Origin of the sequence: Butyrivibrio sp. FC2001, from assembly GCF_000424125.1 — a bacterium.
In the GTDB taxonomy this organism is placed as follows: domain Bacteria; phylum Bacillota; class Clostridia; order Lachnospirales; family Lachnospiraceae; genus Butyrivibrio.
Genome location: NZ_AUJH01000013.1, coordinates 155,300 through 181,679, shown reverse-complemented (window position 1 = coordinate 181,679; position 26,380 = coordinate 155,300). Strand labels below are relative to the sequence as shown.

At 42.4% G+C, this 26,380-nt stretch carries 31 protein-coding genes; 2 read left to right on the top strand and 29 right to left on the bottom strand.

Annotated elements, in window-relative coordinates:
* Nucleotides 1-81: 81 nt before the first annotated feature.
* The 4 genes from rplW to rpsJ all read right to left on the bottom strand — a co-directional run bounded on the left by rplW (nt 82) and on the right by rpsJ (nt 2,167).
* The gene (gene rplW, locus G601_RS0107870; RefSeq protein ID WP_026493605.1) at nt 82-381 is read right to left on the bottom strand and encodes a 50S ribosomal protein L23; all 300 of its coding nucleotides are present in this window, start codon (nt 379-381) and stop codon (nt 82-84) included.
* On the bottom strand, nt 381-1,004 hold the full coding sequence (gene rplD / locus G601_RS0107865; protein ID WP_026493604.1) for a 50S ribosomal protein L4: 624 nt from the start codon (nt 1,002-1,004) through the stop codon (nt 381-383). The genes rplW and rplD overlap by 1 nt, the downstream gene beginning before the upstream one ends.
* A gap of 25 nt (nt 1,005-1,029) precedes the next feature.
* A complete protein-coding gene (gene rplC / locus G601_RS0107860) occupies nt 1,030-1,713 on the bottom strand; it encodes a 50S ribosomal protein L3 (protein WP_022761339.1) in 684 nt (227 codons plus the stop codon).
* A 142-nt stretch (nt 1,714-1,855) separates the two neighbouring features.
* The gene (rpsJ, locus tag G601_RS0107855; protein ID WP_022761340.1) at nt 1,856-2,167 is read right to left on the bottom strand and encodes a 30S ribosomal protein S10; all 312 of its coding nucleotides are present in this window, start codon (nt 2,165-2,167) and stop codon (nt 1,856-1,858) included.
* Between the two features lie 643 nt (nt 2,168-2,810).
* On the opposite strand from rpsJ, the gene G601_RS0107850 reads away from it, so the two are divergent.
* On the top strand, nt 2,811-3,677 hold the full coding sequence (locus tag G601_RS0107850; protein ID WP_026493603.1) for a class I SAM-dependent methyltransferase: 867 nt from the start codon (nt 2,811-2,813) through the stop codon (nt 3,675-3,677).
* Between the two features lie 261 nt (nt 3,678-3,938).
* Here G601_RS0107850 and G601_RS22430 read toward each other — a convergent pair whose 3' ends face one another.
* The 4 genes from G601_RS22430 to G601_RS0107830 form a co-directional block, all read right to left on the bottom strand.
* Nucleotides 3,939-4,787, bottom strand: coding sequence for a GTP pyrophosphokinase (locus G601_RS22430; RefSeq protein WP_081673440.1), 849 nt, complete (start codon nt 4,785-4,787; stop codon nt 3,939-3,941).
* Between the two features lie 143 nt (nt 4,788-4,930).
* Nucleotides 4,931-6,169 carry a bacterial transcriptional activator domain-containing protein gene (locus G601_RS0107840; RefSeq protein WP_026493602.1) on the bottom strand — a complete coding sequence of 413 codons (1,239 nt, stop codon included), beginning with the start codon at nt 6,167-6,169 and terminating at the stop codon, nt 4,931-4,933.
* A gap of 206 nt (nt 6,170-6,375) precedes the next feature.
* The gene (locus G601_RS0107835) at nt 6,376-7,176 is read right to left on the bottom strand and encodes a YlmH family RNA-binding protein (protein WP_026665028.1); all 801 of its coding nucleotides are present in this window, start codon (nt 7,174-7,176) and stop codon (nt 6,376-6,378) included.
* A gap of 42 nt (nt 7,177-7,218) precedes the next feature.
* Nucleotides 7,219-8,433, bottom strand: a complete 1,215-nt coding sequence (locus G601_RS0107830) for an LL-diaminopimelate aminotransferase (RefSeq protein WP_026665027.1) — start codon at nt 8,431-8,433, stop codon at nt 7,219-7,221.
* A 262-nt stretch (nt 8,434-8,695) separates the two neighbouring features.
* Between G601_RS0107830 and G601_RS0107825 the strand changes: the two genes are divergently transcribed.
* Nucleotides 8,696-10,297 carry a CTP synthase gene (locus G601_RS0107825; protein WP_026665026.1) on the top strand — a complete coding sequence of 534 codons (1,602 nt, stop codon included), beginning with the start codon at nt 8,696-8,698 and terminating at the stop codon, nt 10,295-10,297.
* 105 nt (nt 10,298-10,402) lie between these two features.
* On the opposite strand, the gene dtd is transcribed toward G601_RS0107825, so the two are convergent.
* From dtd to rpsL, 21 genes are all read right to left on the bottom strand, one after another.
* The gene (gene dtd / locus G601_RS0107820; RefSeq protein WP_026665025.1) at nt 10,403-10,855 is read right to left on the bottom strand and encodes a D-aminoacyl-tRNA deacylase; all 453 of its coding nucleotides are present in this window, start codon (nt 10,853-10,855) and stop codon (nt 10,403-10,405) included.
* A gap of 51 nt (nt 10,856-10,906) precedes the next feature.
* A complete protein-coding gene (locus G601_RS24860) occupies nt 10,907-13,075 on the bottom strand; it encodes a M56 family metallopeptidase (protein WP_026665024.1) in 2,169 nt (722 codons plus the stop codon).
* A gap of 29 nt (nt 13,076-13,104) precedes the next feature.
* Nucleotides 13,105-13,461, bottom strand: coding sequence for a BlaI/MecI/CopY family transcriptional regulator (locus tag G601_RS0107810; protein WP_026665023.1), 357 nt, complete (start codon nt 13,459-13,461; stop codon nt 13,105-13,107).
* Nucleotides 13,462-13,541: 80 nt separating this feature from the next.
* Nucleotides 13,542-14,444: a DUF7005 family protein gene (locus G601_RS0107805; protein ID WP_026665022.1), complete on the bottom strand. Its 903-nt coding sequence runs from the start codon at nt 14,442-14,444 to the stop codon at nt 13,542-13,544.
* Between the two features lie 42 nt (nt 14,445-14,486).
* Entirely contained in the window at nt 14,487-15,188 is a 702-nt protein-coding gene (locus G601_RS0107800; protein WP_026665021.1) for a hypothetical protein, read from the bottom strand.
* 12 nt (nt 15,189-15,200) lie between these two features.
* Nucleotides 15,201-15,521, bottom strand: coding sequence for a zf-HC2 domain-containing protein (locus G601_RS0107795; protein WP_026493594.1), 321 nt, complete (start codon nt 15,519-15,521; stop codon nt 15,201-15,203).
* Nucleotides 15,521-15,814: a zf-HC2 domain-containing protein gene (locus tag G601_RS24855; protein ID WP_051205670.1), complete on the bottom strand. Its 294-nt coding sequence runs from the start codon at nt 15,812-15,814 to the stop codon at nt 15,521-15,523. The genes G601_RS0107795 and G601_RS24855 overlap by 1 nt, the downstream gene beginning before the upstream one ends.
* Complete coding sequence (locus G601_RS0107785; protein ID WP_026665020.1) at nt 15,807-16,298, bottom strand: RNA polymerase sigma factor; 492 nt, start codon at nt 16,296-16,298, stop codon at nt 15,807-15,809. The genes G601_RS24855 and G601_RS0107785 overlap by 8 nt, the downstream gene beginning before the upstream one ends.
* A gap of 371 nt (nt 16,299-16,669) precedes the next feature.
* The gene (locus tag G601_RS22415; RefSeq protein WP_207638031.1) at nt 16,670-17,464 is read right to left on the bottom strand and encodes a class I SAM-dependent methyltransferase; all 795 of its coding nucleotides are present in this window, start codon (nt 17,462-17,464) and stop codon (nt 16,670-16,672) included.
* 147 nt (nt 17,465-17,611) lie between these two features.
* Nucleotides 17,612-18,094 carry a GNAT family N-acetyltransferase gene (locus tag G601_RS0107770; RefSeq protein WP_026665019.1) on the bottom strand — a complete coding sequence of 161 codons (483 nt, stop codon included), beginning with the start codon at nt 18,092-18,094 and terminating at the stop codon, nt 17,612-17,614.
* A 36-nt stretch (nt 18,095-18,130) separates the two neighbouring features.
* Entirely contained in the window at nt 18,131-18,271 is a 141-nt protein-coding gene (locus tag G601_RS26430; RefSeq protein ID WP_196808837.1) for a hypothetical protein, read from the bottom strand.
* Between the two features lie 199 nt (nt 18,272-18,470).
* A complete protein-coding gene (locus tag G601_RS24850) occupies nt 18,471-19,229 on the bottom strand; it encodes a helix-turn-helix domain-containing protein (protein WP_051205668.1) in 759 nt (252 codons plus the stop codon).
* A gap of 181 nt (nt 19,230-19,410) precedes the next feature.
* The gene (locus G601_RS22405) at nt 19,411-19,797 is read right to left on the bottom strand and encodes a C39 family peptidase (protein WP_051205667.1); all 387 of its coding nucleotides are present in this window, start codon (nt 19,795-19,797) and stop codon (nt 19,411-19,413) included.
* Complete coding sequence (locus G601_RS26620) at nt 19,779-20,099, bottom strand: hypothetical protein (RefSeq protein ID WP_035790477.1); 321 nt, start codon at nt 20,097-20,099, stop codon at nt 19,779-19,781. The genes G601_RS22405 and G601_RS26620 overlap by 19 nt, the downstream gene beginning before the upstream one ends.
* 324 nt (nt 20,100-20,423) lie before the next feature.
* Nucleotides 20,424-20,588, bottom strand: a complete 165-nt coding sequence (locus G601_RS26085; protein WP_155834487.1) for a hypothetical protein — start codon at nt 20,586-20,588, stop codon at nt 20,424-20,426.
* Between the two features lie 88 nt (nt 20,589-20,676).
* On the bottom strand, nt 20,677-21,252 hold the full coding sequence (locus tag G601_RS0107740) for a zeta toxin family protein (protein ID WP_026665018.1): 576 nt from the start codon (nt 21,250-21,252) through the stop codon (nt 20,677-20,679).
* Entirely contained in the window at nt 21,245-21,442 is a 198-nt protein-coding gene (locus G601_RS0107735; protein ID WP_242834395.1) for a hypothetical protein, read from the bottom strand. Before G601_RS0107735 ends, G601_RS0107740 begins: the two co-directional genes overlap by 8 nt.
* Before the next feature lie 282 nt (nt 21,443-21,724).
* Nucleotides 21,725-22,915, bottom strand: a complete 1,191-nt coding sequence (tuf, locus tag G601_RS0107730) for an elongation factor Tu (RefSeq protein ID WP_026493592.1) — start codon at nt 22,913-22,915, stop codon at nt 21,725-21,727.
* A gap of 165 nt (nt 22,916-23,080) precedes the next feature.
* Nucleotides 23,081-25,198 carry an elongation factor G gene (fusA, locus tag G601_RS0107725; RefSeq protein WP_026493591.1) on the bottom strand — a complete coding sequence of 706 codons (2,118 nt, stop codon included), beginning with the start codon at nt 25,196-25,198 and terminating at the stop codon, nt 23,081-23,083.
* Between the two features lie 53 nt (nt 25,199-25,251).
* Nucleotides 25,252-25,722, bottom strand: a complete 471-nt coding sequence (rpsG, locus tag G601_RS0107720) for a 30S ribosomal protein S7 (RefSeq protein WP_022760818.1) — start codon at nt 25,720-25,722, stop codon at nt 25,252-25,254.
* Between the two features lie 164 nt (nt 25,723-25,886).
* The gene (gene rpsL, locus G601_RS0107715) at nt 25,887-26,306 is read right to left on the bottom strand and encodes a 30S ribosomal protein S12 (protein ID WP_026493590.1); all 420 of its coding nucleotides are present in this window, start codon (nt 26,304-26,306) and stop codon (nt 25,887-25,889) included.
* Nucleotides 26,307-26,380 lie beyond the last annotated feature (74 nt).

Below are 26,380 nucleotides of genomic sequence, written 5' to 3'. Positions count from 1 at the left end.
TCCTTTTTTGTTATCACGCACGGTTGTTAACCCGGATCCGGACTTTGTTTTGATCCTGTGCGTATAGTTAATTAGTTATTATCAAAGTCCCTGGAAAATCTCGATGTCCTTGCTGTCTGCAGTAAGCTGTACGATAGCCTTCTTGATCTTAGCAGTTCTACCGTAAGTCATTCCGCGTCTCTTAAGCTTGCCGTTTGCGTTAAGTGTGTTTACCTTAGAAACCTTAGCGCCTTCGAACATCTTCTCAACTGCTTCCTTTATCTGAGTCTTGTTAGCTTCAGGATGAACGAAGAAAGTGTATTTCTTTTCGCCCATGGCATTCATGCTCTTCTCTGTAAGTACAGGCTCAAGGATTACGTCATAGTACTGTAATGCTGCCATTATGCATACACCTCCTCAATCTTTGCAACTGCGTCCTTTGTAAGAACGAGTGTATGAGCGTTTACGATATCATATACATTGATTGTGTTTGTAAGCGCTGTCTTAACCTCAGCGAGGTTCTTTGCAGACTTAACAACCTTAGCGTCGTTCTCAGCAACAACAACGAGTGCCTTGCGAGTAGCCTTGAGGTTGTTCATAACCTCTGCAAACTTCTTTGTCTTGAACTCATCCATCTTAAGCTCGTCAAGAACGATAAGCTTATTGTTCTGAACCTTATCTGTAAGTGCAGACTTAAGTGCTGCTCTCTTCTCCTTCTGGTTCATCTTGAAAGAGTAATCTCTCGGAACGGGAGCGAATACTACACCGCCGCCTGTCCACTGAGGAGATCTTGTTGAACCCTGTCTAGCATGACCGGTTCCCTTCTGTCTCCAAGGCTTACGACCACCTCCGCTAACTTCGGAACGTGTCTTTGCCTTCTGTGTACCCTGACGATTGTTAGCAAGCTGCTGAACGATTGCCAGATGTACAAGATGTTCATTAACTTCAACTCCGAAAATGGCATCATTAAGATCGATGCTGCCAACTTCTTTGCCTTCCATATTGTAAACAGATACGTTAGCCATCTGTATGTTCCTCCTTTCGAAAAGTTTATGCCTCAACCTTTGTGGTTTCCTTGATTGTTACAAGTCCCTTCTTAGGTCCGGGTATTGCGCCCTTAACAAGGATCAGATTCTTATCAGCATCTACGCGAACAACTTCAAGATTCTGAACTGTTACTTTAACGCTTCCCATGTGACCAGGCATTCCTTTTCCCTTGAATACACGGCTCGGATCAGAACTGGATCCGTTAGAACCCTGATGACGGTGGAACTTAGAACCATGGGCCATAGGTCCTCTGTGCTGACCATTCTTCTTGATAGCGCCCTGGAATCCCTTACCCTTGGAAGTTGCTGTAGCGTCGATCTTATCACCAGCGGCGAAGATGTCTGCCTTAATCTCGCTTCCAAGCTCATACTCAGCTGCGTTCTCAAACTTGAACTCGCGAACGAATCTCTTGCATGATACGCCAGCCTTCTTGAAGTGACCCTGCTGAGCCTTGTTTACACCATGTGCATGTACGATTGTCTTCTTGCCGTTCTTGTCTCTGTTGATGATCTTTTCTTTCTTATCAACATAGCCAACCTGAACTGCGCTGTAACCATCGTTCTCAACAGTCTTAATCTGTGTTACTACACAGGGGCCTGCCTGAAGAACTGTTACAGGTACAAGTGAACCGTCTTCGTTGAAGATCTGTGTCATACCGATCTTCGTAGCTAAGATAGCCTTCTTCATTGTATTTACCTCCTTATTACATCTACAGCGGATGCTTAAATCGTTCGCAATGTCGCTTCAATTGCTTATTGCAATTCTCCAGTATTACGGCATCATGCGTCTCGCATCATACTAGTAGAGGTTTACATTAGTTACCGATGAATTATTTCATCTTGATGTTGATGTTTACACCTGCGGGCATCTCTAATCTCTGAAGAGCCTCAACTGTCTTAGGTGTAGGTGTGATGATATCAATCAGTCTCTTGTGAGTTCTCTGCTCGAACTGCTCTCTGGAATCCTTGTACTTATGTACAGCACGAAGGATTGTTACTACTTCCTTTTTAGTAGGAAGCGGTACAGGTCCGCTGACCTGAGATCCGTTCTTCTTAACTGTCTCGATGATCTTCTTTGCAGAAGCATCTACGAGCTGATGATCATACGCCTTAAGTGTAATTCTCATTACCTGATTTGCCATAAAAAAAGTCGCCTCCTTTTCGCACTTTAATTAGATAAGTACGACAAGCGGTGACTGTACACTCTCCCGTGTGTGTCATGGACTCAAATTCATCCAATGTTTTCTCACACGTCGTTTCTGCTCGCAAAAGCTCGCAGACATATTGTTTGTACAGTGACTTGTCGTCAGATTGTCTGACCTTAAAGGTCTCTTGACATTCGCTCCACGGAAAACCTGTCTCACTGGATAAGACAGCAACCTCTCGCTTCACAGCTATCATGTCACAGCATGGATTACTATATATCATTTTCCCATTCTATGCAAGTGTTATTTTCAAAATTAATCTCTTTTTATTGAAAATAGGCAATTTTAGCGGTTTAAACTTGATGTTTTTTAATCTTTTTGATGCATACTCTACCATTTTATGCATTTTCAGATAGAATAGGTAAATGTTTCTTCTATATATTAATAGAACAAACGTGGTAAACTTGATTTAGTAACACTCAGAGCATTATACCACTTTAAACAGTTGTGACAATTAGTCTTCTTTAAATATTATGTAGATTCTCATTTTTCATTTCACTATTCAGAACAGTTAATGCAAATTCTTTTCTATATAATAAAGAAGATATCCTGTCAAATCATTTAGCAAGGAGTTATCTCTATGTTTATTGCAGAGAATTGGAAAGATTACGAAGTCATTGATACATCCGGCGGTGAGAAGCTAGAGCGCTGGGGTGACTACATGCTGGTGCGTCCCGATCCCCAGGTTATTTGGAACACCAAGAAAAAGCACATGGGCTGGAAGAAGTGGAACGCCCGCTACCAGAGAAGCAATAAAGGCGGCGGCGAATGGGACTTCCGTTCACTTCCTGAAGAATGGACCATTAATTATAAGGAACTTACTTTTCATTTAAAGCCCTTCAGCTTTAAGCATACAGGTCTGTTCCCCGAGCAGGCAGCTAACTGGGACTGGTTTTCAGAGCTTATTAAAAATGCTGACAGACCTATCAAGGTCCTGAACCTTTTCGCATATACAGGCGGCGCTACAGTTTCAGCTGCAAAGGCAGGTGCTTGTGTAACACACGTAGATGCAGCAAAGGGTATGGTTCAGTGGGCAAAGGAGAACGCTGCTTCATCCGGTCTTGCTGATGCTCCTATCAGATGGCTCGTAGACGACTGCGGTAAATTCGTTGACCGCGAGATCAGACGTGGCAATCACTATGACGGAATCATCATGGATCCTCCGTCCTACGGCAGAGGCCCCAAGGGTGAGATCTGGAAAATCGAGGACTGTGTATATGACCTTATATTAAGAAGCGTTCAGCTCCTTTCAGATAAGCCTCTGTTTTTCCTTATCAATTCATATACCACAGGTCTGCAGCCAGCAGTTCTTTCCTATATGTTACATACAGCTATCGATCCTCTTCACGAAGGCTCAGTTGAAGCTGATGAGGTTGGCCTTCCCGTTTCATCAAACGGACTCGTTCTTCCCTGCGGTGCAAGCGGAAGATGGACTGCCAAAAACTAAAGCATTACAAAAAGCATTTATATAGGAAGAAATCGAATCACCTAATATAAACAAATCGAGTAGGCTGACTCCTACTCGATTTCGCACACGAACATTCCGCACTTCGTGCTCCATGTTCTTACAACCGGCAAATGAATTTGTATGCAAGCATCCATTCGCTTGCCGGTCTTGTGCAACAAACAAAAATGCCATTACAGTTATCTATAGAAGATTCTGTAATGGCATTCATTTTTTCATATTCAATTAATAATAGAAGGAACTCTACTTTTTTCTCCTTGCAGCCATGGCCTTCTGCTCCGCCTGAATCTCTCTGCGGATGATCTCCATGGTCTCGGAGTCAGCTCTCTCTTCTTCCTCGGTAGGTGTCATTCTGTAAGTTCTTCCGTCACCGGCATCGATCTTCTCACGAATCTGCTGCATACGTCTGTCGAGCTGATTGATAAGATCTGCACTGAACTTAAGATCCTCAGATATGAGGTCAGCATTCTCGATGTCCTTTTTATATTTCATCTTGTGCTCAAGACTCGCCCAGAAATCCATAGCGATGGTTCTAAACTGAACCTCAACCTTCATCATCTCTTTGACATCCGTTAAGAAAATCGGTGTCTCAATAATTAGATGCAGGCTTCGATATCCGCTATCCTTAGGTGTAGCGATATAGTCCTTTTCAACAAGCACGTTTACATCGTCCTGTTTCTTAAGACAGTCGGCAACCATATAAATATCATCAACAAAGGAGCAAATAGCCCTGCAACCGGCAATATCCGATATATTGCTCTCAATATTCTCAATAGAAAAGGGTACGCCCTTGCGATTCAATTTTTCATATATGCTTACGGGAGTTTTAATCCTACTCTTAATACTCTCAAACGGGTTACGATTGTTTTTAAGTGAGAGTTCCTTATTCAAAACCTCCAATTTGGTTCTCACTTCTGATAAAGCACAATCATACTTCATCATCATGATCTGGAATTCTTGCACCTGCCCTCTCATAATGAGCAACTGCTCGATTTCCTTCTGCGATACGTTGCTAACATTCAACAATGACTTCTGCTCATTGGTCATCAGCGTCCTGTCAAGCGACGTCAAGTCAAGATTTCCAATAGCCATGGGCATTCCTCCAAATAACCATTATGCCCCCTCAATTACAATTATATCACTAACATTCAACAAATTATAAACTATCCATAAAGCTTTTATTATGTTACTGCAAAAAGCCCACAAATTTCTAAATAATTTGAAAAAAAGTTACTTTATACGTACTGGCCCTCTGCGGTCATGTCTGCGTAGGAGATAATTCTGTAATTTAAGGTTGCTCTGGGACCTGCAAGTACCTTCAGTTTATCCTGAAGTCTTCTGTGAACGAGCATGCATTCCTCAACACCTGTTCCTGTAAGAAGCACAAGATACTGAGTCCTTGAAAATCTGCAGAAAGCATCGCCGTGACGAAGCGTATCATTTATGGCATCCCTGAGGGACTCCATTCTTCTCTCTGCCTTCTCTTCCTGCCTGATCTCTTTTCCTTCATAGTCAGCGATAGTAAGAAGCAGAAGGAAAACTGTGAGACCGTGTCTCTCCATATTTCTGCTTAAAATATGGTAGGAAGCACTCATTTCAGGGTAAAGGCATTCATACGGTCCGCCTTCTTCCTCTTCATCGTCAATAAGACCACTTTTCAGAGAATTCTCTCCAGCCGCGTCATCCTCGTCGCCCTGTTGGCCTGAGAACGCTGCATCCTGAAGCTCCTGGTAGCAGTTCTGCATATTCTCTGTGGGAGTGATTCCGAGCTCCTCAGCGTAGTATCTGATCATCTCCTCATAGAGAGAGTAAGCCTTGCGGTAATCCTTCATGAGTCTGTACGCATTGATCTCGCCCACCTGCCACTCACAGTCAGGATCGATCTCAGATGCATTATGGAAAATATGAGCCATATTCTCATAGTCGCCATTTGTCATGTAGTACTCTGCAAGGAAATCCACGCACTCTTCATATACGGTTCTGAGATCCTCACTCTTTTTGGAAATCCAGTAAAGCTCATTGAGCTCCGGAAGAAAATCTCCCTTATATATATCGAAGGCTTTTCTGTAATTGATCGCCTTATCTGCGTCCTTGGTCGCTTTCTTGGCACTGCTTATATAACCAAGAAACTCAACGGTATCAGCGTTAGCGTCAATGTTGGGGTCAGTCTTGTACATGCCATCTATGAAGGCAATCACATTGCCTCCGGGAATGCCTGCTTTCTCAGCAACCTTTCTGAACTGATAAATCAGGTTGTTCATACTGTTATTGAGATTACTCTTAACGCTGAGATCCTCTGAATAGATGTCATCCTGAAGGTCTTCCTTCTTCACTCCGGCCGCGCCTGCAGTAAACACTCTTGCAACCAGCTGAATGTACTTGGATGCACGATTTCTTCCAAGAGTAATCTCTTTGCCATTGCACTCAATGCCAAACCCGCCTAATGTTTTGATATAAAGCTTCGTTTTCTTCATTTCCCACACATAACATTGATGTAGCTTCCCCCAAAGCTCTTATAACAACAATGCCTTCTCCCTTTCTGTGTAAATCCGTTTAAAAGTTAGAATATATTATTCCAATTGACAATAATTATACCATGCCTTCACTGTGTATGATAATAAAATATGACATATTTGCAACAAAATGTAAAAATACCCTCAAAAAATGATTTAATACATTCTCAATATTTCTTTATTTTCACAGATAGCCTGCCCTTACGGGTGGATTTCTGGACACCGTCATAAACGAACTTCCCATACCCACGAACGGATACCCTGGCACCTTCTTTTAAGTCATAACCTGCAGAATACGCAGTTTTCCCATCTATGAAAACAGACTCCGATTCAACAAGCTCCTGTGCCTTGCTGCGACTGAGCTTATATACAAGGGCCAGGATAGCGTCAAGTCTCTCGGAAGAAACCGTACCCTCAAGCTCCTTGTATTCAGGAACGATATCGCATTCCTTAGCAGGCACCTCTTTGCACTTCACGGTAGTGTGCTTTATCCTGCACAGCTCATCACATATAAGCTGCGCCACCTCCTTCATGACAAAGACGTAGGCCCTGGTCTGGTCAGTCATGATATCGCCTATCCTGTTGCGCTCGATGCCCATATTCATAAGCGCTCCCAAAAAGTCTCTGTGGGTAAGCTCATCCGCAAACTTTCTGTTTACAGGCTCTATCAGAATGCAGCTGATAACCTCCGGGTCCACCTCCTCCTGAAGAAGGAATCCTTCCGCATCAAGATAAGACGGAAGAAAGCACATCACAGACCTCTCCGCCTCTGATGTGCCTCCGTATACGCAGTAATCCACACCCTCGATCTGATTATCTCCGGTGATCATACTATTTGCCACGCACATGGATTTCACATCATACAGCTCTGAGCCTGATAAAAACTCCGTGTGCGTAACATAATTATTTTCATATGCTCTTCTTGCCAGATCTCTTATTCTGCCAAGCAATATCTTATCGTTATTCATAACACCATCGACTTTACATAAAAATGATTTGAATCCATTTTATCATAAAGTCTTTATGCGTTCGATAGCTCTTTCAGTGTTCTCTCTGCTGCCAAAGGCTGTGAGTCTGAAGTAGTGCTCACCTGAAGGTCCAAAGCCTGATCCGGGTGTCCCAACCACATTGCCCTTTTCAAGGAGATAATCAAAGAACTCCCAGCTTGTCATATTGTCAGGTGTCTTCATCCAAATGTAAGGTGCGTTCACTCCGCCGTATGCTTCAAAGCCTGCGTCCTTAAGCCCCTCGCTGATGATCTTCGCATTCTGCATGTAGTATGCGATCTGCTCCTCAACCTGCTTTCTTCCCTCTGCAGAATAAACTGCCTCTCCAGCTCGCTGTACAATATATGGGGCACCATTATACTTGGTTCCATGTCTTCTTGCCCACAAAGGCCAGAGGTCAACGCCGCCGGTTTTCAGGCTCTTAGGGATAACAGTGTATCCAAGTCTGAGTCCTGTGAAGCCTGCTGTTTTTGAAAATGATCTGAACTCGATTGCGCAGTCCCTTGCACCCTCGCACTCGTAGATGCTGTGTGGAACATCAGCCTCTGAAATGTATGACTCATAAGCAGCATCATAGAGGATGACTGAGTCATGCTTGTTAGCATAGTCTACCCACTCCTGGAGCTGTTCCTTTTTCATAACCGCACCTGTGGGGTTGTTCGGGAAGCACAGATAAATAAGGTCCGGAACCTCGCTCGGAATATCAGGTGTAAAGCCGTTCTCCTTGGTGCACTTCATATAGATAACATCCTTGAAGCGCTCAAGCTGGGGATCATACTCACCGGTTCTTCCTGCCATAACGTTGGAATCAACATACACAGGATACACGGGGTCGCAAACCGCAATCCTGTTATCAAGTCCGAAGATCTCCTGGATATTTCCGCAGTCACTTTTAGCACCGTCTGATACGAAAATCTCATCAGCTTCAATATCACATCCACGTGCCTTGAAGTCCTTTTCAGAGATAACCTCTCTTAAAAATGAATAACCAAGATCAGGAGCATAACCCATGAAGGAATCAGCATTTCCCATCTCATCTACAGCCTTATGAAGAGCGTCGATAACCGCAGGCGCAAGGGGCTGTGTAACGTCACCGATACCAAGTCTTATTATCTCTTTATCAGGATTCTTCTCTGAAAAGTCCTTAACCTTTTTTCCTATTGTAGAAAACAGATAGCTTCCGGGAAGCTTCAAATAATTATCATTAACCTTTGCCATAATGCTCCTTTCACAAAATCCAAAAAGTCGTAAAAAAGGGCGCCTTGAACCAATGTCCAAGACGCCTTTGCCTTAACTCAATTAATTTAAACTATGTATTTTCCCGTGTCAAGATAACAGAATTAATATTACCTTATTTATGCCCCCAAAAGTATTGACATCATTTCTAAAAAAAACTAACATAGTTTAGTAAAGGCAATGGCGCCAAAACAGTAGGGCTACCTCTCACTGTTTTGCGCCTTTTTTATTTTTAGGAGGTTATATGTCTGTAAAATATGTTTTTGTTATGGGCGGAGTTGTATCAGGATTAGGAAAAGGAATCACTGCTGCTTCACTGGGAAGACTTTTAAAGGCCAGAGGCTACAAAGTTACCATGCAAAAATTTGATCCATATATCAACATGGATCCCGGCACCATGAATCCCATTCAGCATGGTGAGGTTTTCGTTACCGAGGACGGAACAGAAACCGACCTGGATCTTGGACACTACGAGCGCTTCATCGATGAGAGCCTCGATAAGAATTCTAACGTGACCACAGGTAAAATCTACTGGTCAGTACTTCACAAAGAAAGACGTGGAGATTACGGCGGACATACTGTCCAAGTTATACCCCACATAACAGATGAGATAAAAGGTCGTTTTTATCGAAACTACGAGAACGACGACACACATATCGCAATCATCGAGGTCGGCGGAACCGTAGGTGACATCGAATCTCAGCCCTTCCTTGAGTCAATCAGACAGTTCCAGCACGAGGTAGGACATGAAAATGCAATGATCATCCTCGTATCCCTTATTCCATATCTTCGCTGCTCTCAGGAGATCAAGACCAAGCCCACACAGATGGCAGTTAAGACTCTCCAGGGAATGGGTCTTCAGCCTGACGTAATCGTCTGCAGAAGCGAAGTCGAGCTTGATAAGGAGACCAAGGAAAAGATCTCTCTTTTCTGCAACGTTCCCAGCAAAAACGTACTTAACAACCTTGACCTTAAATACTTATATGAGGCTCCCCTTGCAATGGAGAAGGAGCACCTGGCAGAGGTTGCTCTCGAGTGCCTGAACCTCGAATGCAAAGAGCCTGATCTGGGCGACTGGCAACACATGGTAGACACTCTCTACTCTCTTGAGGAGACTGTCAACATCGCTCTTGTCGGAAAATACACTCAGCTTCACGATGCATACCTTAGCGTTGTGGAAGCATTAAAGCACGGCGGAATCGCTGCTAAAAGAGAAGTTAAGATAAAGTGGATTGATTCAGAAACTATTACTGATGAGAATGTAGAAGAAGCGTTAGCAGATGTTAACGGTGTCATCGTTCCCGGCGGCTTCGGCGATCGCGGAATCGAAGGAATGATCACCTGCATCAAATACGCAAGAGAAAACAAGATTCCTTTCCTCGGCATCTGCCTTGGAATGCAGCTCGCAATAATCGAATTTGCAAGAAACGTTTTAGGATATGATGATGCTCATTCAATTGAGTTCGATGCAGGAACCACTCACCCGCTCATTGCTCTTTTACCTGATCACACAACAGGCGAGGACCTCGGCGGTACACTGAGACTTGGTTCATATCCCTGCACATTAGAAAAGGACACCCTGGCATATTCTCTCTATCAGAACGAGAATATAACAGAGCGTCATCGTCATCGTTATGAAGTTAACAACGATTACAGGGAAGCATTAAAAGAGCATGGTCTTAAGCTTTGCGGTCTTTCTCCTGATAACCGTATCGTTGAGATGATCGAGTATCCTGAGAACACATTTTACATTGCAACTCAGGCTCATCCCGAATTCAAGTCCCGTCCTAACAATCCGCACCCGCTGTTTGCAGGATTTGTAAAGGCGGCCAGGGATTATAAGTAAACCGACGCTTTCCATTTAAATAGCCCATATAATTTTTCTGCTTCTGTTACGCTTAGCGTATAATCAGCATAAAAATTATATGGGCCATTCTTTTAGAAAGCTGTTTTATTTAGATCCCAGTTCCGCTGTGTCAAGGAGTAACGTAACAGGGCCATCATTCACTGACTCCACCTTCATGTCGGCGCCGAACTCTCCTGTCTGTACCTCAAAGCCGCGCTCTCTGCACTCAGCTACCACAAGCTCGTAGAGAGGTTCTGAAATCTCAGGCCTTGCTGCTTCCGTAAATCCGGGTCTTCTGGACTTGCAGTCAGCATAAAGCGTGAACTGACTCACTATAAGGAGCTTAGCTCCCGCGTCCTTCGGATTTATATTCATCTTTCCTTTTTCATCTTCAAAAACTCTAAGACCGCAGATTCTGTCTGCGATCTTCTTTGCTTCAGCCTCAGTGTCACTGGTGTGGACTCCCAGAAGAACCAGGAATCCTTTTCCTATATCTGCAACCTTGTTGCCGTCAATCGTTACTGATGCTGATAAAACTCTTGTTACAACTGCTCTCACTTAACTTACTCCTAGATTCTTTTTTATTACGATGTCGGTTGTTGCATCTCCCTAATCTTCAAGATCGATAACCTTTTCCTTTTCTTTCTTTTTATCTCCATCAGGATCGACTTCCTTATAGTAGCCATCTACCGTGGATTTATCCTTATGGATATCCTCGAAGTATGAGGTATCATCTGAAAAAGGTACGGTACCGATTTTTGCCTCGGTCTCTTCAGTATACAACAAATTCCCGGGGCCTTCATTACCTGCAAGATAATCGTTCTCGGAATCATCTGCTATCTGATAGCTGGTTTCATCATCAGACAGACTTCCTGTTGTATCATCCAGAAGCTCATAGTTTCTCTCGCCATACAATCCTGCAGGCATCTTCATCTGAGGAACAAATATACCATCCTCACCCCATGGCTTAACCATCAGGATATCCATGAACTTGCTCTCTTTAACAAATTTGATGGATACAACTGTGCCGTTATCCTTATCCTCTGATTTTGCCACGACAACCTTTGACTCATCATCAGAGAGATTAAGCAGATACTTTGCGGATTCTACCGGGTCAAAATACATGCTGTAAAGGCCGTCCGGATCTGTCTTTGCATGGTCATTTAAGTATTCACCAAAACCGTTTTTGGTGTAATCAATCGCCTCATTATCCATGCTGTGACTAAAGTACGCATCCTCCAAGTCTTTGAAGGTATCAATACTATCGTACATATCAAGGTACTCCTCAGTAACCTTGTAGTCACCGTTTTCATCCTGACCCACCTTGATCTTCTCGATCCATACATACACGTGGGGCTCTGAATCCGTCGCATAGTAATGTACGACCGCCTCAGTCTTTTCCTCATCATTAAGAAAATACGAAACCGAGATTGGCTGACCTTTATTATCAGAGAGTGAATCCGGCCAGGGACTTGACCATCCAAAGTATGTGCCATCCTCGTCCATGGAAAGAACACCCTCACTGATAAGTTTTTTCTGGACAAACTCTGTGGAATTCTCGATTATACCATCAACGTTTCTGTCGATGAAGCAGGTACCCCACTGTCCAAGAAGCGCATCCTGAGGAGTTGATTTGAATACATGACTGGAGCTGTTACTTTCGGCATCCTCTGAAGTCTGCTCAGAAGCATCGCTTTCAGCATTCGGCATGGTAACGTGAATATCCGCATCCTGCGCAGCCCCATCAGTATCTGCTGAGCTTGTAAGGAAGCACGCTGACAGCGCACCACTTATCATCACAAGAAGTACCAAAAGCCAGAAGGTAGGCTTTTTATAATTGAAAATCTGCTTCACTCTCGTTCCTACTCCGACCTCACCAAAAGCCAGCGGATACGCCAGAATAAGCTTCTGATGCGTGCTGCAAAGAAGGAGCGAATTGGCATAGGACTTCTTTTCGTCCAGAGACATGCGACTTATTACGCGCTCATCGCAGGCAAGCTCGATATCCTTGCAAAACAGCATATATGAAACCCACACAAGCGGATTGAACCAGTGCACTGCCAGAAGAACGAATCCAAACTGCTTGCGAAGATGGTCTCCCCTTCTGATGTGAGCCTTTTCATGGGCAAGGACATTCCTTCTGGTCTCATCATCAAGGCCCGAAGGCAGATAAATTGACGGCCTGATTATTCCAAGTATGAAAGGTGTATCAATCTCATCACAGATGAAAACCCTATCATTACCACCCATTTTTATTGAAGCTCTGGTCTTTTTCCATATAGAGATGTAGCTGAAAACAGCGTATGCGATAACCACCATAAGACCAAACAGCCATATCATCTGAAGTCTGATAAACAGATCCTTCCTGTCGGTCAGGTTGCTCATGCTTCCGTCTGCTATAGTGGTCGTGATGATCTCCTCATTTGGAAGATATTCTATTATCTCTTCATCAGCATCAACAGAAGTATTCGGCTCAAATTCAGCCACATAGCCCACATTTGAGTCAGGTGTATAAATGTGATTCGTAACAGAAGTAGCTGCGTTTGTGATTCCGCTCTCATTAAAGTAGCCTTCGATCACTCCGGCAAAATTCGGCATAACGCCAAGCTTCGTCTCGATCTGAAAAGGGAGCGCCAACCTCAGCGCAACTATAGCCCACAGAACGCCCATAAACCATTTGGGCGCCTTCTTAAGCGGAAATCTAAGAAGAATAACCGCAGCCATCAAAAATGCGGCTGCTATGCTCATTTCAATAACCTTTATAAAAATAGTCCCCATACATTTTCCTCCGCCTTACTATGCCTGTCTCATTCCTTCGCGTTATCGATTATCTTCTTAATCTCAGCGAGCTCCTTTTTAGAGAGCTTCTGCCTTGATGTAAACGCCGCAAGAAAAGCGGGAAGCGAGCCTCCAAAGGTCTCCTCCACAAACTCCTCACTTTTCCTGGTATAAAATTCTTCCTCGGAAATCATGGACGTGACCACGCCATCTACATTTTGAAACAAGCCCTTCTCACAGAGCTTCTTAAGAACAGTATAGGTGGTTGATTTCTTCCACCCGAATTCATCCGCGCACATTTTCACAAGCTCTCCGGAACCAACCGGCTCCTTCTCCCATATAAGCTTGGCAAACTGCATCTGGACTTCCCCTAATTCTACCGCCATGACAACCTCCTTTTTGGTCTATTCACTATCGACTTTGTAATTATAGTCTACACACAATAGACCAACGTGTCAATGACTTTTTATTTGCTTTCCTCTAGCATAATCGCTATCTCGAATGGATCAGACAGCTTACTCTTCTCTATCATCTCCGAAAATTGCATAATGGTGCCGTGTACCTGCTTTGATACCTTCTCCATCTCATTTCCCCAGAGAGCGGTGTCCGATTTATCAACGTCCACATAGTTTTCAAGCCTGCCGCCAAAGTAACCATTCTCATCTATCCCTAAGAAGAGCTCCGCCATCTTCGCATCATATCTTCCAAAGGCAGCAAAGATTCCAACAGCATCCGCCACAATCTCATCCCAGATAGGATCAATCTTTTCACGATACAATCTACGACAAATAAAGTGAGTGCACTCATGGTACTTACGGATAGTGTCCGAATAACCAAGCCACTCATCATCAGACATATCGACTTTTGCTGCGGTGATACCACTATAAGGGCCCACAGACAGCACAATTATAGCGTCGAGATAATTACTCTTATCCATCGTAAACCTGCTAAATTCTGCACTCCAATCAGGTTCATCCACGCCCTTTTCAAGCTCCTTTTTTATGAACTCATCCCTATGAGCCTCTATTCTTCGCCAGTTTATAATGCCATCGATGATAGACGCTCCCTGAGTCGCAGGAATCTCCTTCACCGCGCATCTGTTAGCCATGATCTGTAAAAAGATCTCAAAATCGTGCCTCTCATGAAGCGTCACGACCTTCATCTCTCCTGCCGGGGTATTGGCAACTTCTATCTTGTCCTGATCAGATAAAGTAAAGTGAGTCAGTTCCTTTGCATACGCACTCTCACCGCGCTTTACTATCGCTTTATACATCTCCTCAGCACCTTCCATGCCTGGTGCAACATAAAGCTGATAGTATATTTCCGCTAGATATTGAATTACTCCTTTTCCCTGTAAAAAAGCCTTCAATTCCTAACATTCCCCCTATCATCTATAGAAAAATATTACCGTTTAATTCCTGCCAAAGTCTCTCCCACCATTATGAAGCTCAGGCGTTGAATTAGGTAATTCGTATATATCATAGTTACCTTCGGCCCAATAGGAGCCGTTCTCAAAGTCCAGACTCTCCTCAAAATCCGTAGGGAGATATTCCTTCGGAATCTTCTTAATACTCTTCAAATCGCTTTTATAAGCGGTATAAATATAGGCAATACTATTATCGCCCAAATCCATGGCATATTCATAGGAAAAATCGTGATGATCTATAGCCAGATATACAGGATGATTAAATCTTTCAGAATTCTCATAAAGCACATCCTTGTTATTCCCGCCAAAAGCCTTATGCTCGTTTTTAATTCTATTTATCTCTGCCTCATAATCTGCATCAGAGTATACACACTTTAAGTATACTTCACAGGTAGGATCATCCCAAGTATCCTGATATGAAAAATAGAACTCCGGCTGCTCCTCCTGTTCAAATGCACTTGCAGGAATCTTCTCCGGAAATACGAAGAAACCGGTGCGTACTCTGCCATTTGGAAGAGTAGTATATTTTTTTATCGTCTCCTCGTACTTATCCGCCCCCTTTGTTACCTTGGGCGGACCACCAAAAAAGAACAGCATTATGAAAACAAATATAAACGCTACAACTGTAATAAGGCCTATTACTATGCCCGCTATAATCCCAACTGCTATCTTTGAACCTTTTTTCATGCCTTGTCTCCCTTATCCGTTTATCACTGTAAGTATCACAATATATACTATAAAACCTATGAACGCCACGATCGGAATCGCTGCCCCGATCGCCATTCCAATCAGATAATGCTTTGCACTTTTCATCTTCTTTACAAAAGCGGCCTCTGTTTTTGCTGATTCCATCTGAGAATTTTGAAGCTTAAGTTTATATTGCCGGAGCGCCTCCTGGCACTTAGGGCATTCATTCAAATGGCTTTCTACTGCATCATTCACACTATCACTTAATACCTCATCCACGTATGAAGGTATCAGATCCTCTATAATTCCGCACTGGGTTATCTTCTCATCCATCACAATACCCCGTTCATCAAAATATATGAAAAAATCATCAGCGCAACGATTACTATTCCAAGATATCCCAAAACTACAAGCAGCACCTTAATCCCACCGCTCAGTCTTCTCCGCTTAGCTGGTTTGTCTTCAGTCACACCTATTATCTCTGTATTCATCACCTCAAATAATTCTCTGCACTCCTCACAGCTCTTAATATGGTCTTCGATAAATTCTGTCGTTTCCTGAGTGCATTTTTTATCTATATACCTCGGAAGGAGATCTGCTACTAATTCACATTCAAACTTACTCATAACCATTCATCTCCTTTCCGATTTTCACCTTACCTCTATAAAAAGTTACCCTGGCCCAGTTCTCGGTTTTACCGAATAACTCGCCTATTTCCCTAAAGGATAGTTCACCCTTTATCCTATATAGCACAACTTCTTTCGTTGTCTTATCTAAGCTGTCTATGCTCTTGTATAGAGCCTCATTCTCTTCTTTTCTTATATATAATTCATCAACTAACTCAATTGAAGCACCCTCTACCACCTCATCCAGAGGTATATTCTTGAACTTGTTGTTCTTATCAAGATGCTGCCAAAATGTATATTTCGCAATCTGACAAAGCCAGGTTGTAACTTTGGATTCACCTTTAAATGTATTTATGTTTTTGATAGCCCTCAAGAATGTCTCCTGCGTTAGGTCTTCAGCCAGATCCCTGTTTCCATTAGTGAGTGTCAGAAGATATCCCATTACAAGTGGATAGTACTCTTCGCATATTTTTTTTATATTCAATCCACGGATACCTCCTTTCCGACTCATTTATTTGATTCTATAATATTAGTCCGCTTTTTCGTAGATTCGTTACAATATTTTCTCAATATTATAAAAAAATAAACGCAGTTAAAAACGCAATAAAAAACAGCCACCTGCAAGAAAACCTTGCAGTGGCTGTTCTTATCGCATTATATGCGCTTAGCTCTAGGCTAGGGTAAGAATTACTCTACGATTGTAGCCTGGGCAATCTCTGCAGCAGCTTACTCTTCCCAACTTCCGGAGAAATACCTTCCCACTTGTCTTTGTATCTCTCCTGTAATGTTCTTTGCATTTCAAGCATTTCATTAATACCAAAATCCGCCATTGTTCTTCACCTTAACACTTTCAAGTTATTTGTAACCATAAGAAATCACATGACAACGCGCAGCCAAGAATCCATCTGCCTCAGGATATTTATCATCGACATTATGATCCTTGAGAAATCTAGTTACCTCTTTTGGGGCAGATTCCTCCTTGTCATTTATAGTTCCAATATAATCCACGTAGTCATTGATTCTGACACCTACATCCTTAAGCCCCAACTTACTCATATGGTTTGGAATTTTAACGCCTATCTGATAATCACGACCACCGGATTTATTCTCAGATGTCCACTTTTGTCGTAGAAAATCGTCATGTTCAAACGGATCAAAAGCATTACTATCGACATATATACCTGCATTTTCCAATCTTCTACTGGGCTCAATGCATATAACCAATCCATTCTCCTTAACAGAATTGACCATCTTTTTCAAGATATTTTCAGGATTAGACAGATGCCTAAGTACAGACTGGCATATTGCAATATCATACTCTTCAGTTGGCACATATTCATTTAGATCAGCAAGTTCAAAACTAACCTCTTGACAGTTTTCAAATTGTATGTTTGCATCTTTTATAAGTTCTTCAGAAATATCGATGCCTTTATAGCTGCTCCCACCAGGTATCAATGGCAATAACATCTGCGCCAGAAAACCATATCCACAGCCAAAATCGATAATCCTTACCGGCTTGTCAATTTTCCAAACACATTTTACAAGGAATTCAAAATAATCATTGTTCCACATATTCTTCCTGGAACTATGCAAAAAATCTTTCTCTAATCCCCAATCTGTCATATACAAAAAATCCTTTTTAACTCTCACAACCTCTTGTAAGCAAAATCACTTCTCCATTCCTATAGTTCACACGCTCTTTATCTGCTTTGAAGCCCACATTCTTCATTATTCTAATCAAAGTATGCATAAAGAAGCCATGTGTGACTACAGCACAATCCTCATCATGCTTATGCTTTATAGTTTTAAAACTGCAATTAATTCTTCTCCGTCCACATCCCCGGTTTCTACAAATCCAAAAGACTCATAAAGAGCTTTTGCCACCTTATTCTCCGGTTCATATGAAAGCCAACAGTACTCAGCTTTTCCACATGGAGATGTCCTAATAAATTCGAGCGCAAGTTCTATTGCTTTTCTGCCATAGCCCTTTTGCTGATATCTCTTGTCTATCATCAGCCGCCATAGATTATAGCTATTATCTGCTACCTTAGGTGCATCATCCCAATAATCATCTTTGTCATATCCGATCATAACGAAACCCACTGGAATATCGTCATCATAAATACCAAAAGAAAACGCATAGCCATTATTGGTGCCAGTTGTATAAGCCTCAATGATACTAACCTCATTAGAAGCAACGAATTCTCTCTGGTCTTCATTAACTGACAGCTTCAATATATCCCAAACATTTTTACCATTTATCTTCTCAAGTCTTAACATACAGTGCTCTCCCCAATTTTACTCAAATACGTTCTTTTATTGTTCTTTTCCAAAATCTGCTGTATCCTGAACAGCCCTTGGTAGCCAATCCGCTCTGACATAATCAAGTGGAATTACCAGTTCTTGGATCTTATCATCTTTCCCCGGTCTCATGATATCATCCGGCAAGTAATCCAAGCCTACCTCTCGTAGGCTCATGACACTATCATAGATCCAACCTACAGCCTAGTTATCACAGTACAGGCAATAGCAGCCGAACATCTTTTTAACTTTTACATCTAACTCATTAAGTGAATCTAGCCATTCCTGGACTATTTGAGGATCTTCATAAGCCATCTGATTTCTCCTATAAGGCTGTCAATCACAACTGAATTTTTTATGAATGAAAACGATGGATTCTTCCTTTAATCATCAAAAGAATAAGGGAGATTATACAAGCATAAAGGGAAGTAAGCACCATCACAGCAAGGCTTGGGCCGATTGTAGCCGGATCAGACAGATTATGCATGAAAGCAACGAAACCAATCAGTACAACACATATTCCGGCAAGAAGCGTGGCTTTTATACCAAAGGTTAAAGCATATTCTGTTTTTTCTGATAACTGCATAAACTCTTCATCGGAATAGCTTTTTGATGAATAAAGCAACTTGAAACTTCTGAAAAAATCTGCAAAATGTCCTGATGCGCCAAGGATAATAAGCTGAATACCAAGCAACGCGACTAAGGATGGAGGATCGATGAAGTAGATTATCATTCCTACTCCACCGGATATAATTGTAATCAGATAAATAAAGAGGCACAGCAAAATAATACCAACAACAGTCCCAATGACGGCGTTTCTGCCTTGTTTTTTGACATTTTCATTTGTTTTTATTAGTTCTACCATATTTTCTTCCGCCTTTCCGTTGTAATCCACGCTGGATAGGCGCTGCCCGGATAACAGTTCATTAATACTGATATCAAGTACCTTGCAAAGATCTGCCATAATTGAAGTATCAGGCATGCCACGCCCCGTTTCCCAGCGGGATATAGCTTTGTCGCTAACTCCAATCTCGTCAGCCAGCTGTTTCTGAGTAAGGCCCTTTTCTTTTCTGATATCTGATATGAACTGTCCTGTTTTCTTTTGATCAATCATTTTTAACACTCCTATCAGCGCGTTAATGGTTACAACTTAAGCGTAGGATAATTCTAAGTATATTGTAACCTATAGAGCATAGATAAAAGTATATTTTATACTCTATGATTCGTAGATACACTATTTTATAATGACACCAAGCTGCGCCGGGTTATCATAAAAAGTGCTTATGCTTAAAACCTTATAATCTGTACATCCATATGCTCTTCATCTGAGAAACCAGTTTGTCCACATCCCATTTTTTTGAACTGTTCTTAGGGCTGTTAGGATCATTTACCGTTACAAGTCCCTTCTCATCGATTCCTGTCAAAACAATGAAATGTCCGGTATAAGTAAAATTCCCTGGTTTCATTGAGCATATCATAGGGGTGTTATCTGAAAGATTATCCCTTATATATTCTGCTGAAATATTTCCTTCAGAAACAGTAAGCCCATAATGCTCAGCTCCTGTTTTCATAATATCCCAGGATGTTCCCTGACCATATGTATATAGTCCCTGCTCCGCTGCATATTTACCAACAACATAAGGATTTATTTTTGCATCCTGTTTTAATCCGCAGGCAACCATTGCAACACATGTCGGTCAGCATAATGTATTACCAGATTATCACTATCACTCATTTCATAAGAAAACTCTTCAACATTTCCTGCATTTGATCCAAGCCGTCTACCAGTATACTCATCAGAAAACTCATAATAATAAGTTGTACTGCCATAATCAGCAGCTTTCCATATGCCTGAGTGTACTGGCATCTGAGCAACAAATTCATCTTCTGGAACCTGGTCAGTTGAAATTAATACCTCAGAAGTTTTTTTGAAGAAGTTGCTACTTAATTCTGTTCTGTTTCTTTTGAATTGGAATAAGAGCATGCAGATAAAATGAGCATGCCAATAAGAATCACCCCAACTAATTTATTTTTCATATCGGTCACTTCCCAGATCTCATTTCCCCAAACAAGACCCAAGCCCTCTCTTTCTCATACCTTTATATTGTAATAGGGAATCTAAACAAACAAAAGCCTTGTCATTGTTGCCCCCGTTTTTCTGTAAGAAAAAAGAACACCGAAGTGTTCTTAGTAAATCTTCAAGAACGGAATTGATGCTGGCACCGCTTCCGCTGAAAACCTCGAAGGTTTTCGTTCGTTGTAAAAAAGTATATCTCAAACACCTAGCTTAACAAAGGCTATTATACTATCATATGTTTAAAAACTCTTGCTCATATATTCTATCCCACTCCTCATCAAGAATCCAATCATCATCCGGAGAAAGATCTTCGATTCTTACAGCGTTTTTATGCAGAAGTTCTCTGTTTTCCTTAAGAAATTCCTTGTAATCTTGAACAGATCTAATATTTGCCATAGAATTCTCTTTTCTGAAATCGTCCTCAGCTTGGGGACGATTCTATATATCAATTCGTCAACAAACTGTTGACGCTTCTATACTGATATCAATTATGTATCCCGGTTAATATAGCAATGTTCTCGTTGCTCCAAAAGTCGTTTTCCCATTGAAAACACACATCTTTTCGCTTTTTAAAAATTCGAAATGGTGTGTCCGTATTGTCATAAACATGCAGTATATCGCAAACATCAACCAACTGTGGAACTAAAGATAGAGCCTTATAATACCTGGATCTTACCTTTTCCTCAGGCACACCATGACCACCTGAAGCCTCCCTAATCTTGACACGTGCTACATTAATATCTGGAGATGCAGTAAGAACATAAATGCATCTAATAAAGTAACCATTCTCCTTAGCACGCCTCAAAAGATTAAGATTTCTGTCTGTAGAAAGAACAGTTTCAAATGTAAAATCTCTTTTCTCATTTATAGCTTGCTCTCGGAGTTCCTCTGCCTTTTGAGCTGCTTCAAGATCACTACACAAACTAGATCTTTTGATATCATCTGCATTAATATACACGCCAACTGTTTTTGCCATTTTTGTAATTGTTGATTTTCCACTGCCGTTAGGTCCAGCAAAAACAATTACCTCTGGCTTTAAATTCTTCTCTACATCAGACATACTCTTTCCTCCCATCAGGGTAGAGTATATATGCTCGTTTCGCTTCGGCATCATAACCTGACGTAGGAAGCCCTTTAATTTTTCTTATCTCCTCGTCTATGCGTATGGATTCCTTAAATCTTTCAGTTAATTCATCATCCGAAATTCCACAGGTATAATCTAATTCATTTTTTTCTTTTATTTCCTGCATAGGCTACTCCTTAACTTTATCTGTATTGCATCATGCCTCTTACCAACATAATACTACAAATACTCATTTTTGTATCTTATCAAATATCACAACTGTCACACTTCTGTTTATAAGCTTTTTTTGTATCTTTACAGGCATTGAGCCGCATCGTAACCGAAAGCTTCGCTTTCGCTTACTAGCGCGGGGCATTCGCCCCATGCACGAATAAAAAAGAGCCTGGAAAAGCACAAGTGCTTTCCAAGCTCTTTATTTATTCGTACGCGCGGCTCAAAGCCGAAGGCTTTATTCTACGATTGTAGCAACCTTACCTGATCCAACTGTACGTCCACCCTCACGGATAGCGAACTTAAGACCCTGCTCCATAGCGATGGGGTGGATAAGCTCGATAGACATTGTTACGTGGTCACCAGGCATGCACATCTCTGTTCCCTCGGGAAGGTTGCAAACACCTGTAACGTCAGTTGTTCTGAAGTAGAACTGAGGTCTGTAGTTGTTGAAGAAAGGTGTATGACGTCCACCCTCGTCCTTTGTAAGAACGTAAACCTCGGCTGTGAACTTCTTGTGGCAAGTTACAGAACCGGGCTTTGTGATACACTGACCTCTCTGGATACCGTCACGGTCTACACCACGAAGAAGAAGACCTACGTTATCACCAGCTTCACAGTAATCCATTGTCTTACGGAACATCTCGATACCAGTACATACTGACTTAGATGTCTCTTCCTTGATACCAACGATCTCAATTTCGTCGTTGAGGTTAAGGTGTCCTCTCTCTACACGACCTGTAGCAACTGTTCCACGACCTGTGATTGTGAATACGTCCTCAACAGGCATAAGGAAAGGCTTATCTGTCTCACGAGTAGGTTCAGGGATGTAAGAATCAACTGTATCCATAAGCTCCATAATCTTGTCACCCCACTCAGACTTAGGATCCTCAAGAGCCTTAAGAGCAGAACCACGGATGATAGGTGTATCATCGCCAGGGAACTCATACTCTGTAAGAAGGTCTCTGATCTCCATCTCAACGAGGTCAAGAAGCTCAGGATCGTCAACCATGTCACACTTGTTCATGAATACGATGATGTAAGGAACGCCTACCTGACGAGCAAGAAGAACGTGCTCCTTTGTCTGAGCCATAACACCATCAGTAGCAGCAACAACGAGGATAGAACCATCCATCTGAGCTGCACCAGTGATCATGTTCTTTACATAGTCAGCGTGGCCAGGGCAGTCAACGTGTGCGTAGTGTCTGTTAGCTGTCTCATACTCGATGTGAGCAGAGTTGATTGTGATACCACGCTCCTTCTCTTCGGGTGCCTTATCGATCTGATCGAAAGCAACAGCAGGGCTGAATCCTCTGTCTGCAAGAACAGTTGTGATAGCTGCTGTAAGAGTTGTCTTACCATGGTCAACGTGTCCGATTGTACCAATGTTTACGTGCGGCTTACTTCTGTCAAACTTAGCTTTTGCCATTTTTAAATATCCTCCTTAAATAAAATGTTACATCAACATTTTTTTTCATAATAACCGACTATACCGATTATATTAGAATTTTGGCTTGAAATCAAGCCTTAAATAGTATAAACAAGGGCTTTATGGCATGATTTCGTTAGAAATCGATGCCAGCCCTTAATTTATTTATGCATTTTTGTTAGAAAGTACTTTTTCCTGAATGTTCTTCGGAACAGGAGCATACTTCTCAAAGAACATTGAGTAGTTACCACGACCCTGTGTTCTTGAACGAAGGTCTGTAGCATATCCGAACATCTCAGCAAGCGGAACATGTGCTCTTACGATCTTACCGCCGCCAAGGTCATCCATACCTTCAACCTGTCCACGACGTGAGTTAACGTCACCGATAACATCACCCATGTACTCCTCAGGCATAGTAACCTCAACCTTCATGATGGGCTCAAGGAGAACCATTCCTCCCTTAGCCATAGCATCCTTAAATGCCATTGAACCAGCAATGTGGAATGCCATTTCTGAAGAGTCGACTTCATGATAAGATCCGTCATAAACTGTAGCATGTACACCTACAACAGGGAATCCACCAAGAGATCCGGCCTTCATAGCCTCCTCGATACCTTCGCTGATAGGCTGGATGTATTCCTTAGGAATAGAACCGCCGACAACTTCGCTATCGAACTGGTAAAGATTCTCGCCGTTGGCATCCATGGGCTCGAAACGAACCTTACAGTGACCATACTGACCACGTCCACCGGACTGCTTAGCATACTTACTCTCGATATCGCAAGCGTTAAGAAGAGCCTCTCTGTATGCAACCTGAGGTGCACCAACGTTAGCTTCTACTTTGTACTCACGAAGAAGTCTGTCAACGATGATATCAAGGTGAAGCTCACCCATACCAGCGATGATTGTCTGACCTGTCTCAGAGTTTGTATGTGCTCTGAATGTAGGATCCTCTTCAGCAAGCTTCTGAAGTGCTTCATCAAGCTTCTGCTGACCAGCCTTAGTCTTAGGCTCGATAGCAAGCTCGATAACGGGATCCGGGAACTCCATAGACTCAAGGATTACGGGGTTCTTCTCATCACAGAGTGTATCACCTGTAGTTGTGTTCTTAAGACCAACAGCTGCAGCGATATCACCTGAGTAAACCTTATCAAGATCTGAACGCTTGTTAGCGTGCATCTGAAGGATACGTCCAAGACGCTCCTTTGTATCCTTAGTACTGTTAAGTACATAAGAACCAGAATTTGCTGTACCACGATATACGCGGAAGAATGCAAGCTTTCCTACGAAAGGATCGCTGACAATCTTGAATGCAAGAGCTGCGAACGGGCCATCATCAGTTGACTCAACTGTAACCTCGTTGCCATCCATGTCTGTACCGCTACATGCAGGGATGTCAATAGGTGAAGGCATGAACTCGATAACAGCATCGATAAGCTTCTGGATACCACGGTTTCTGTGTGCAGAACCACAGCATACAGGGAAAGCCTTACACTCGCAAGTAGCCTTACGAAGAGCAGCCTTAAGCTCCTCCATTGTAGGCTCCTCGCCCTCAAGGTACTTCATCATAAGATCTTCATCGAGGTCGCAGATCTTCTCTACGAGCTCACTACGATAAAGCTCTGCATCGTCCTTTAGATCAGCAGGAATCTCGCCGATTGTTACATCTTCGCCCTTATCATCATTGTAGATGTAAGCCTGCATCTCAAAAAGGTCGATAATACCCTGGAACTGATCCTCAGCTCCGATCGGGATTTCGATCATAATAGCATTTTTCTTAAGTCTATTTCTGATCTGCTCAACAGCTCCGAAATAGTTTGCTCCAATGATATCCATCTTGTTGATGAATGCCATACGAGGAACATTAAATCCATCAGCCTGACGCCATACGTTCTCAGACTGAGGCTCAACGCCTTCTTTTGCACTGAATACGCCTACAGCGCCATCAAGTACACGAAGTGAACGCTCAACCTCAACGGTAAAGTCAACGTGGCCGGGAGTGTCGATAATGTTTATACGATGCTCCTGTGCACCGGGCTTAACCTTTCCGTTTTCCTGAAGTGTCCAATGGCATGTTGTAGCTGCAGATGTGATTGTGATACCTCTCTCCTGCTCCTGTTCCATCCAGTCCATGGTAGCAGTACCTTCATAGGTCTCACCAATCTTATAGTTAACACCAGTATAGTAAAGAATACGCTCTGTAAGTGTAGTCTTACCGGCATCGATATGAGCCATAATACCAATGTTTCTGGTTCTCTCCAATGGGTATTGTCTTTCAGCCAAAGGTTTATCCTCCTAATAATAATCGACGTTTCTTACACCAAAAACTAAATAAATTAGAATCTGTAGTGTGAGAATGCCTTGTTTGCTTCTGCCATCTTGTGCATATCTTCTTTTCTCTTTACAGATGCACCAGTGTTGTTGAATGCATCAAGAATCTCAGATGCAAGTCTGTCAACCATGGTCTTCTCGCCTCTGTTACGAGAAAATGTTACAAGCCAGCGAAGTGCAAGGGCCTGACGTCTATCCGGACGAACCTCGATCGGTACCTGATATGTAGCACCACCGATACGTCTAGCCTTTACCTCGAGAGCGGGCATGATGTTGTTCATAGCACCCTCGAATACTTCAAGAGCAGGCTTTCCAGCCTTCTCCTCTACCTGTGCGAATGCACCATATACGATCTTCTGTGCAACACCCTTCTTACCATCAAGCATAACTGTGTTGATAAGCTTTGTTACAACCTTGTTATCGTATAAAGGATCCGCTAATACGTCACGTTTTACAATATGTCCTTTACGCGGCACGGTTCTTCCCTCCTTTAGAATCGCAGATGAGTGTCAGTCTTCATCTGTTTACTATAGATCATAGGTACTCACTAATTTTTAGTGTACGTGCGGGTCTTTTTATTACGAAAAAGAAACACCAACACTCTTAAAAAAATTAGATCTTGTTATGATAGTTACTTAAATTACTTTGCAGCCTTAGGTCTCTTTGCGCCGTACTTGGAGCGAGCCTGCTTACGGTCTGCAACACCTGCTGTGTCAAGAGTTCCACGGATAATGTGATATCTTGTACCAGGCAGGTCCTTAACTCTTCCACCACGGATGAGAACAACGCTATGCTCCTGAAGGTTGTGACCTTCGCCGGGGATGTAGCTTGTTACCTCGATACCGTTAGAAAGACGTACTCTGGCGATCTTTCTAAGAGCTGAGTTAGGCTTCTTAGGTGTAGCAGTCTTAACAGCTGTGCATACGCCTCTCTTCTGCGGTGAAGCAGTATCAATTGCCTTCTTATGAAGGGAATTGAATCCTTTCTGAAGCGCAGGAGCTGTTGACTTCTTCTCAGAAGTCTGACGGCCTTTACGAACTAACTGGTTAAATGTTGGCATTCCTTTTACCTCCTATTTTAGTGATAAAACAATATATGATAAACAGACAGCTCTCTGACATAGAAACTATCTGA

Excerpts from the sequence above, each read along its gene's own strand:
- G601_RS24860 (WP_026665024.1), bottom strand. The coding sequence starts at position 13,075 with ATGGGGACTATTTTTATAAAGGTTATTGAAATGAGCATAGCAGCCGCA.
- G601_RS0107825 (WP_026665026.1), top strand. The coding sequence starts at position 8,696 with ATGTCTGTAAAATATGTTTTTGTTATGGGCGGAGTTGTATCAGGATTA.
- rplD (WP_026493604.1), bottom strand. The coding sequence starts at position 1,004 with ATGGCTAACGTATCTGTTTACAATATGGAAGGCAAAGAAGTTGGCAGC.
- rpsJ (WP_022761340.1), bottom strand. The coding sequence starts at position 2,167 with ATGGCAAATCAGGTAATGAGAATTACACTTAAGGCGTATGATCATCAG.
- G601_RS0107740 (WP_026665018.1), bottom strand. The coding sequence starts at position 21,252 with ATGTCTGATGTAGAGAAGAATTTAAAGCCAGAGGTAATTGTTTTTGCT.
- G601_RS0107810 (WP_026665023.1), bottom strand. The coding sequence starts at position 13,461 with ATGGCGGTAGAATTAGGGGAAGTCCAGATGCAGTTTGCCAAGCTTATA.
- G601_RS0107770 (WP_026665019.1), bottom strand. The coding sequence starts at position 18,094 with ATGTTAAGACTTGAGAAGATAAATGGTAAAAATGTTTGGGATATATTG.
- G601_RS22405 (WP_051205667.1), bottom strand. The coding sequence starts at position 19,797 with ATGGTTGCCTGCGGATTAAAACAGGATGCAAAAATAAATCCTTATGTT.
- G601_RS0107795 (WP_026493594.1), bottom strand. The coding sequence starts at position 15,521 with ATGGATGAGAAGATAACCCAGTGCGGAATTATAGAGGATCTGATACCT.
- rplW (WP_026493605.1), bottom strand. The coding sequence starts at position 381 with ATGGCAGCATTACAGTACTATGACGTAATCCTTGAGCCTGTACTTACA.
- G601_RS26620 (WP_035790477.1), bottom strand. The coding sequence starts at position 20,099 with ATGCTCTTATTCCAATTCAAAAGAAACAGAACAGAATTAAGTAGCAAC.
- G601_RS26085 (WP_155834487.1), bottom strand. The coding sequence starts at position 20,588 with ATGGCAAATATTAGATCTGTTCAAGATTACAAGGAATTTCTTAAGGAA.
- tuf (WP_026493592.1), bottom strand. The coding sequence starts at position 22,915 with ATGGCAAAAGCTAAGTTTGACAGAAGTAAGCCGCACGTAAACATTGGT.
- rpsL (WP_026493590.1), bottom strand. The coding sequence starts at position 26,306 with ATGCCAACATTTAACCAGTTAGTTCGTAAAGGCCGTCAGACTTCTGAG.
- rplC (WP_022761339.1), bottom strand. The coding sequence starts at position 1,713 with ATGAAGAAGGCTATCTTAGCTACGAAGATCGGTATGACACAGATCTTC.
- G601_RS0107835 (WP_026665028.1), bottom strand. The coding sequence starts at position 7,176 with ATGAATAACGATAAGATATTGCTTGGCAGAATAAGAGATCTGGCAAGA.
- G601_RS24855 (WP_051205670.1), bottom strand. The coding sequence starts at position 15,814 with ATGAGTAAGTTTGAATGTGAATTAGTAGCAGATCTCCTTCCGAGGTAT.
- G601_RS0107850 (WP_026493603.1), top strand. The coding sequence starts at position 2,811 with ATGTTTATTGCAGAGAATTGGAAAGATTACGAAGTCATTGATACATCC.
- G601_RS0107830 (WP_026665027.1), bottom strand. The coding sequence starts at position 8,433 with ATGGCAAAGGTTAATGATAATTATTTGAAGCTTCCCGGAAGCTATCTG.
- G601_RS0107735 (WP_242834395.1), bottom strand. The coding sequence starts at position 21,442 with ATGCAGGAAATAAAAGAAAAAAATGAATTAGATTATACCTGTGGAATT.
- G601_RS24850 (WP_051205668.1), bottom strand. The coding sequence starts at position 19,229 with ATGATTGATCAAAAGAAAACAGGACAGTTCATATCAGATATCAGAAAA.
- G601_RS0107800 (WP_026665021.1), bottom strand. The coding sequence starts at position 15,188 with ATGAAAAAAGGTTCAAAGATAGCAGTTGGGATTATAGCGGGCATAGTA.
- G601_RS0107840 (WP_026493602.1), bottom strand. The coding sequence starts at position 6,169 with ATGAAGAAAACGAAGCTTTATATCAAAACATTAGGCGGGTTTGGCATT.
- G601_RS22430 (WP_081673440.1), bottom strand. The coding sequence starts at position 4,787 with ATGGCTATTGGAAATCTTGACTTGACGTCGCTTGACAGGACGCTGATG.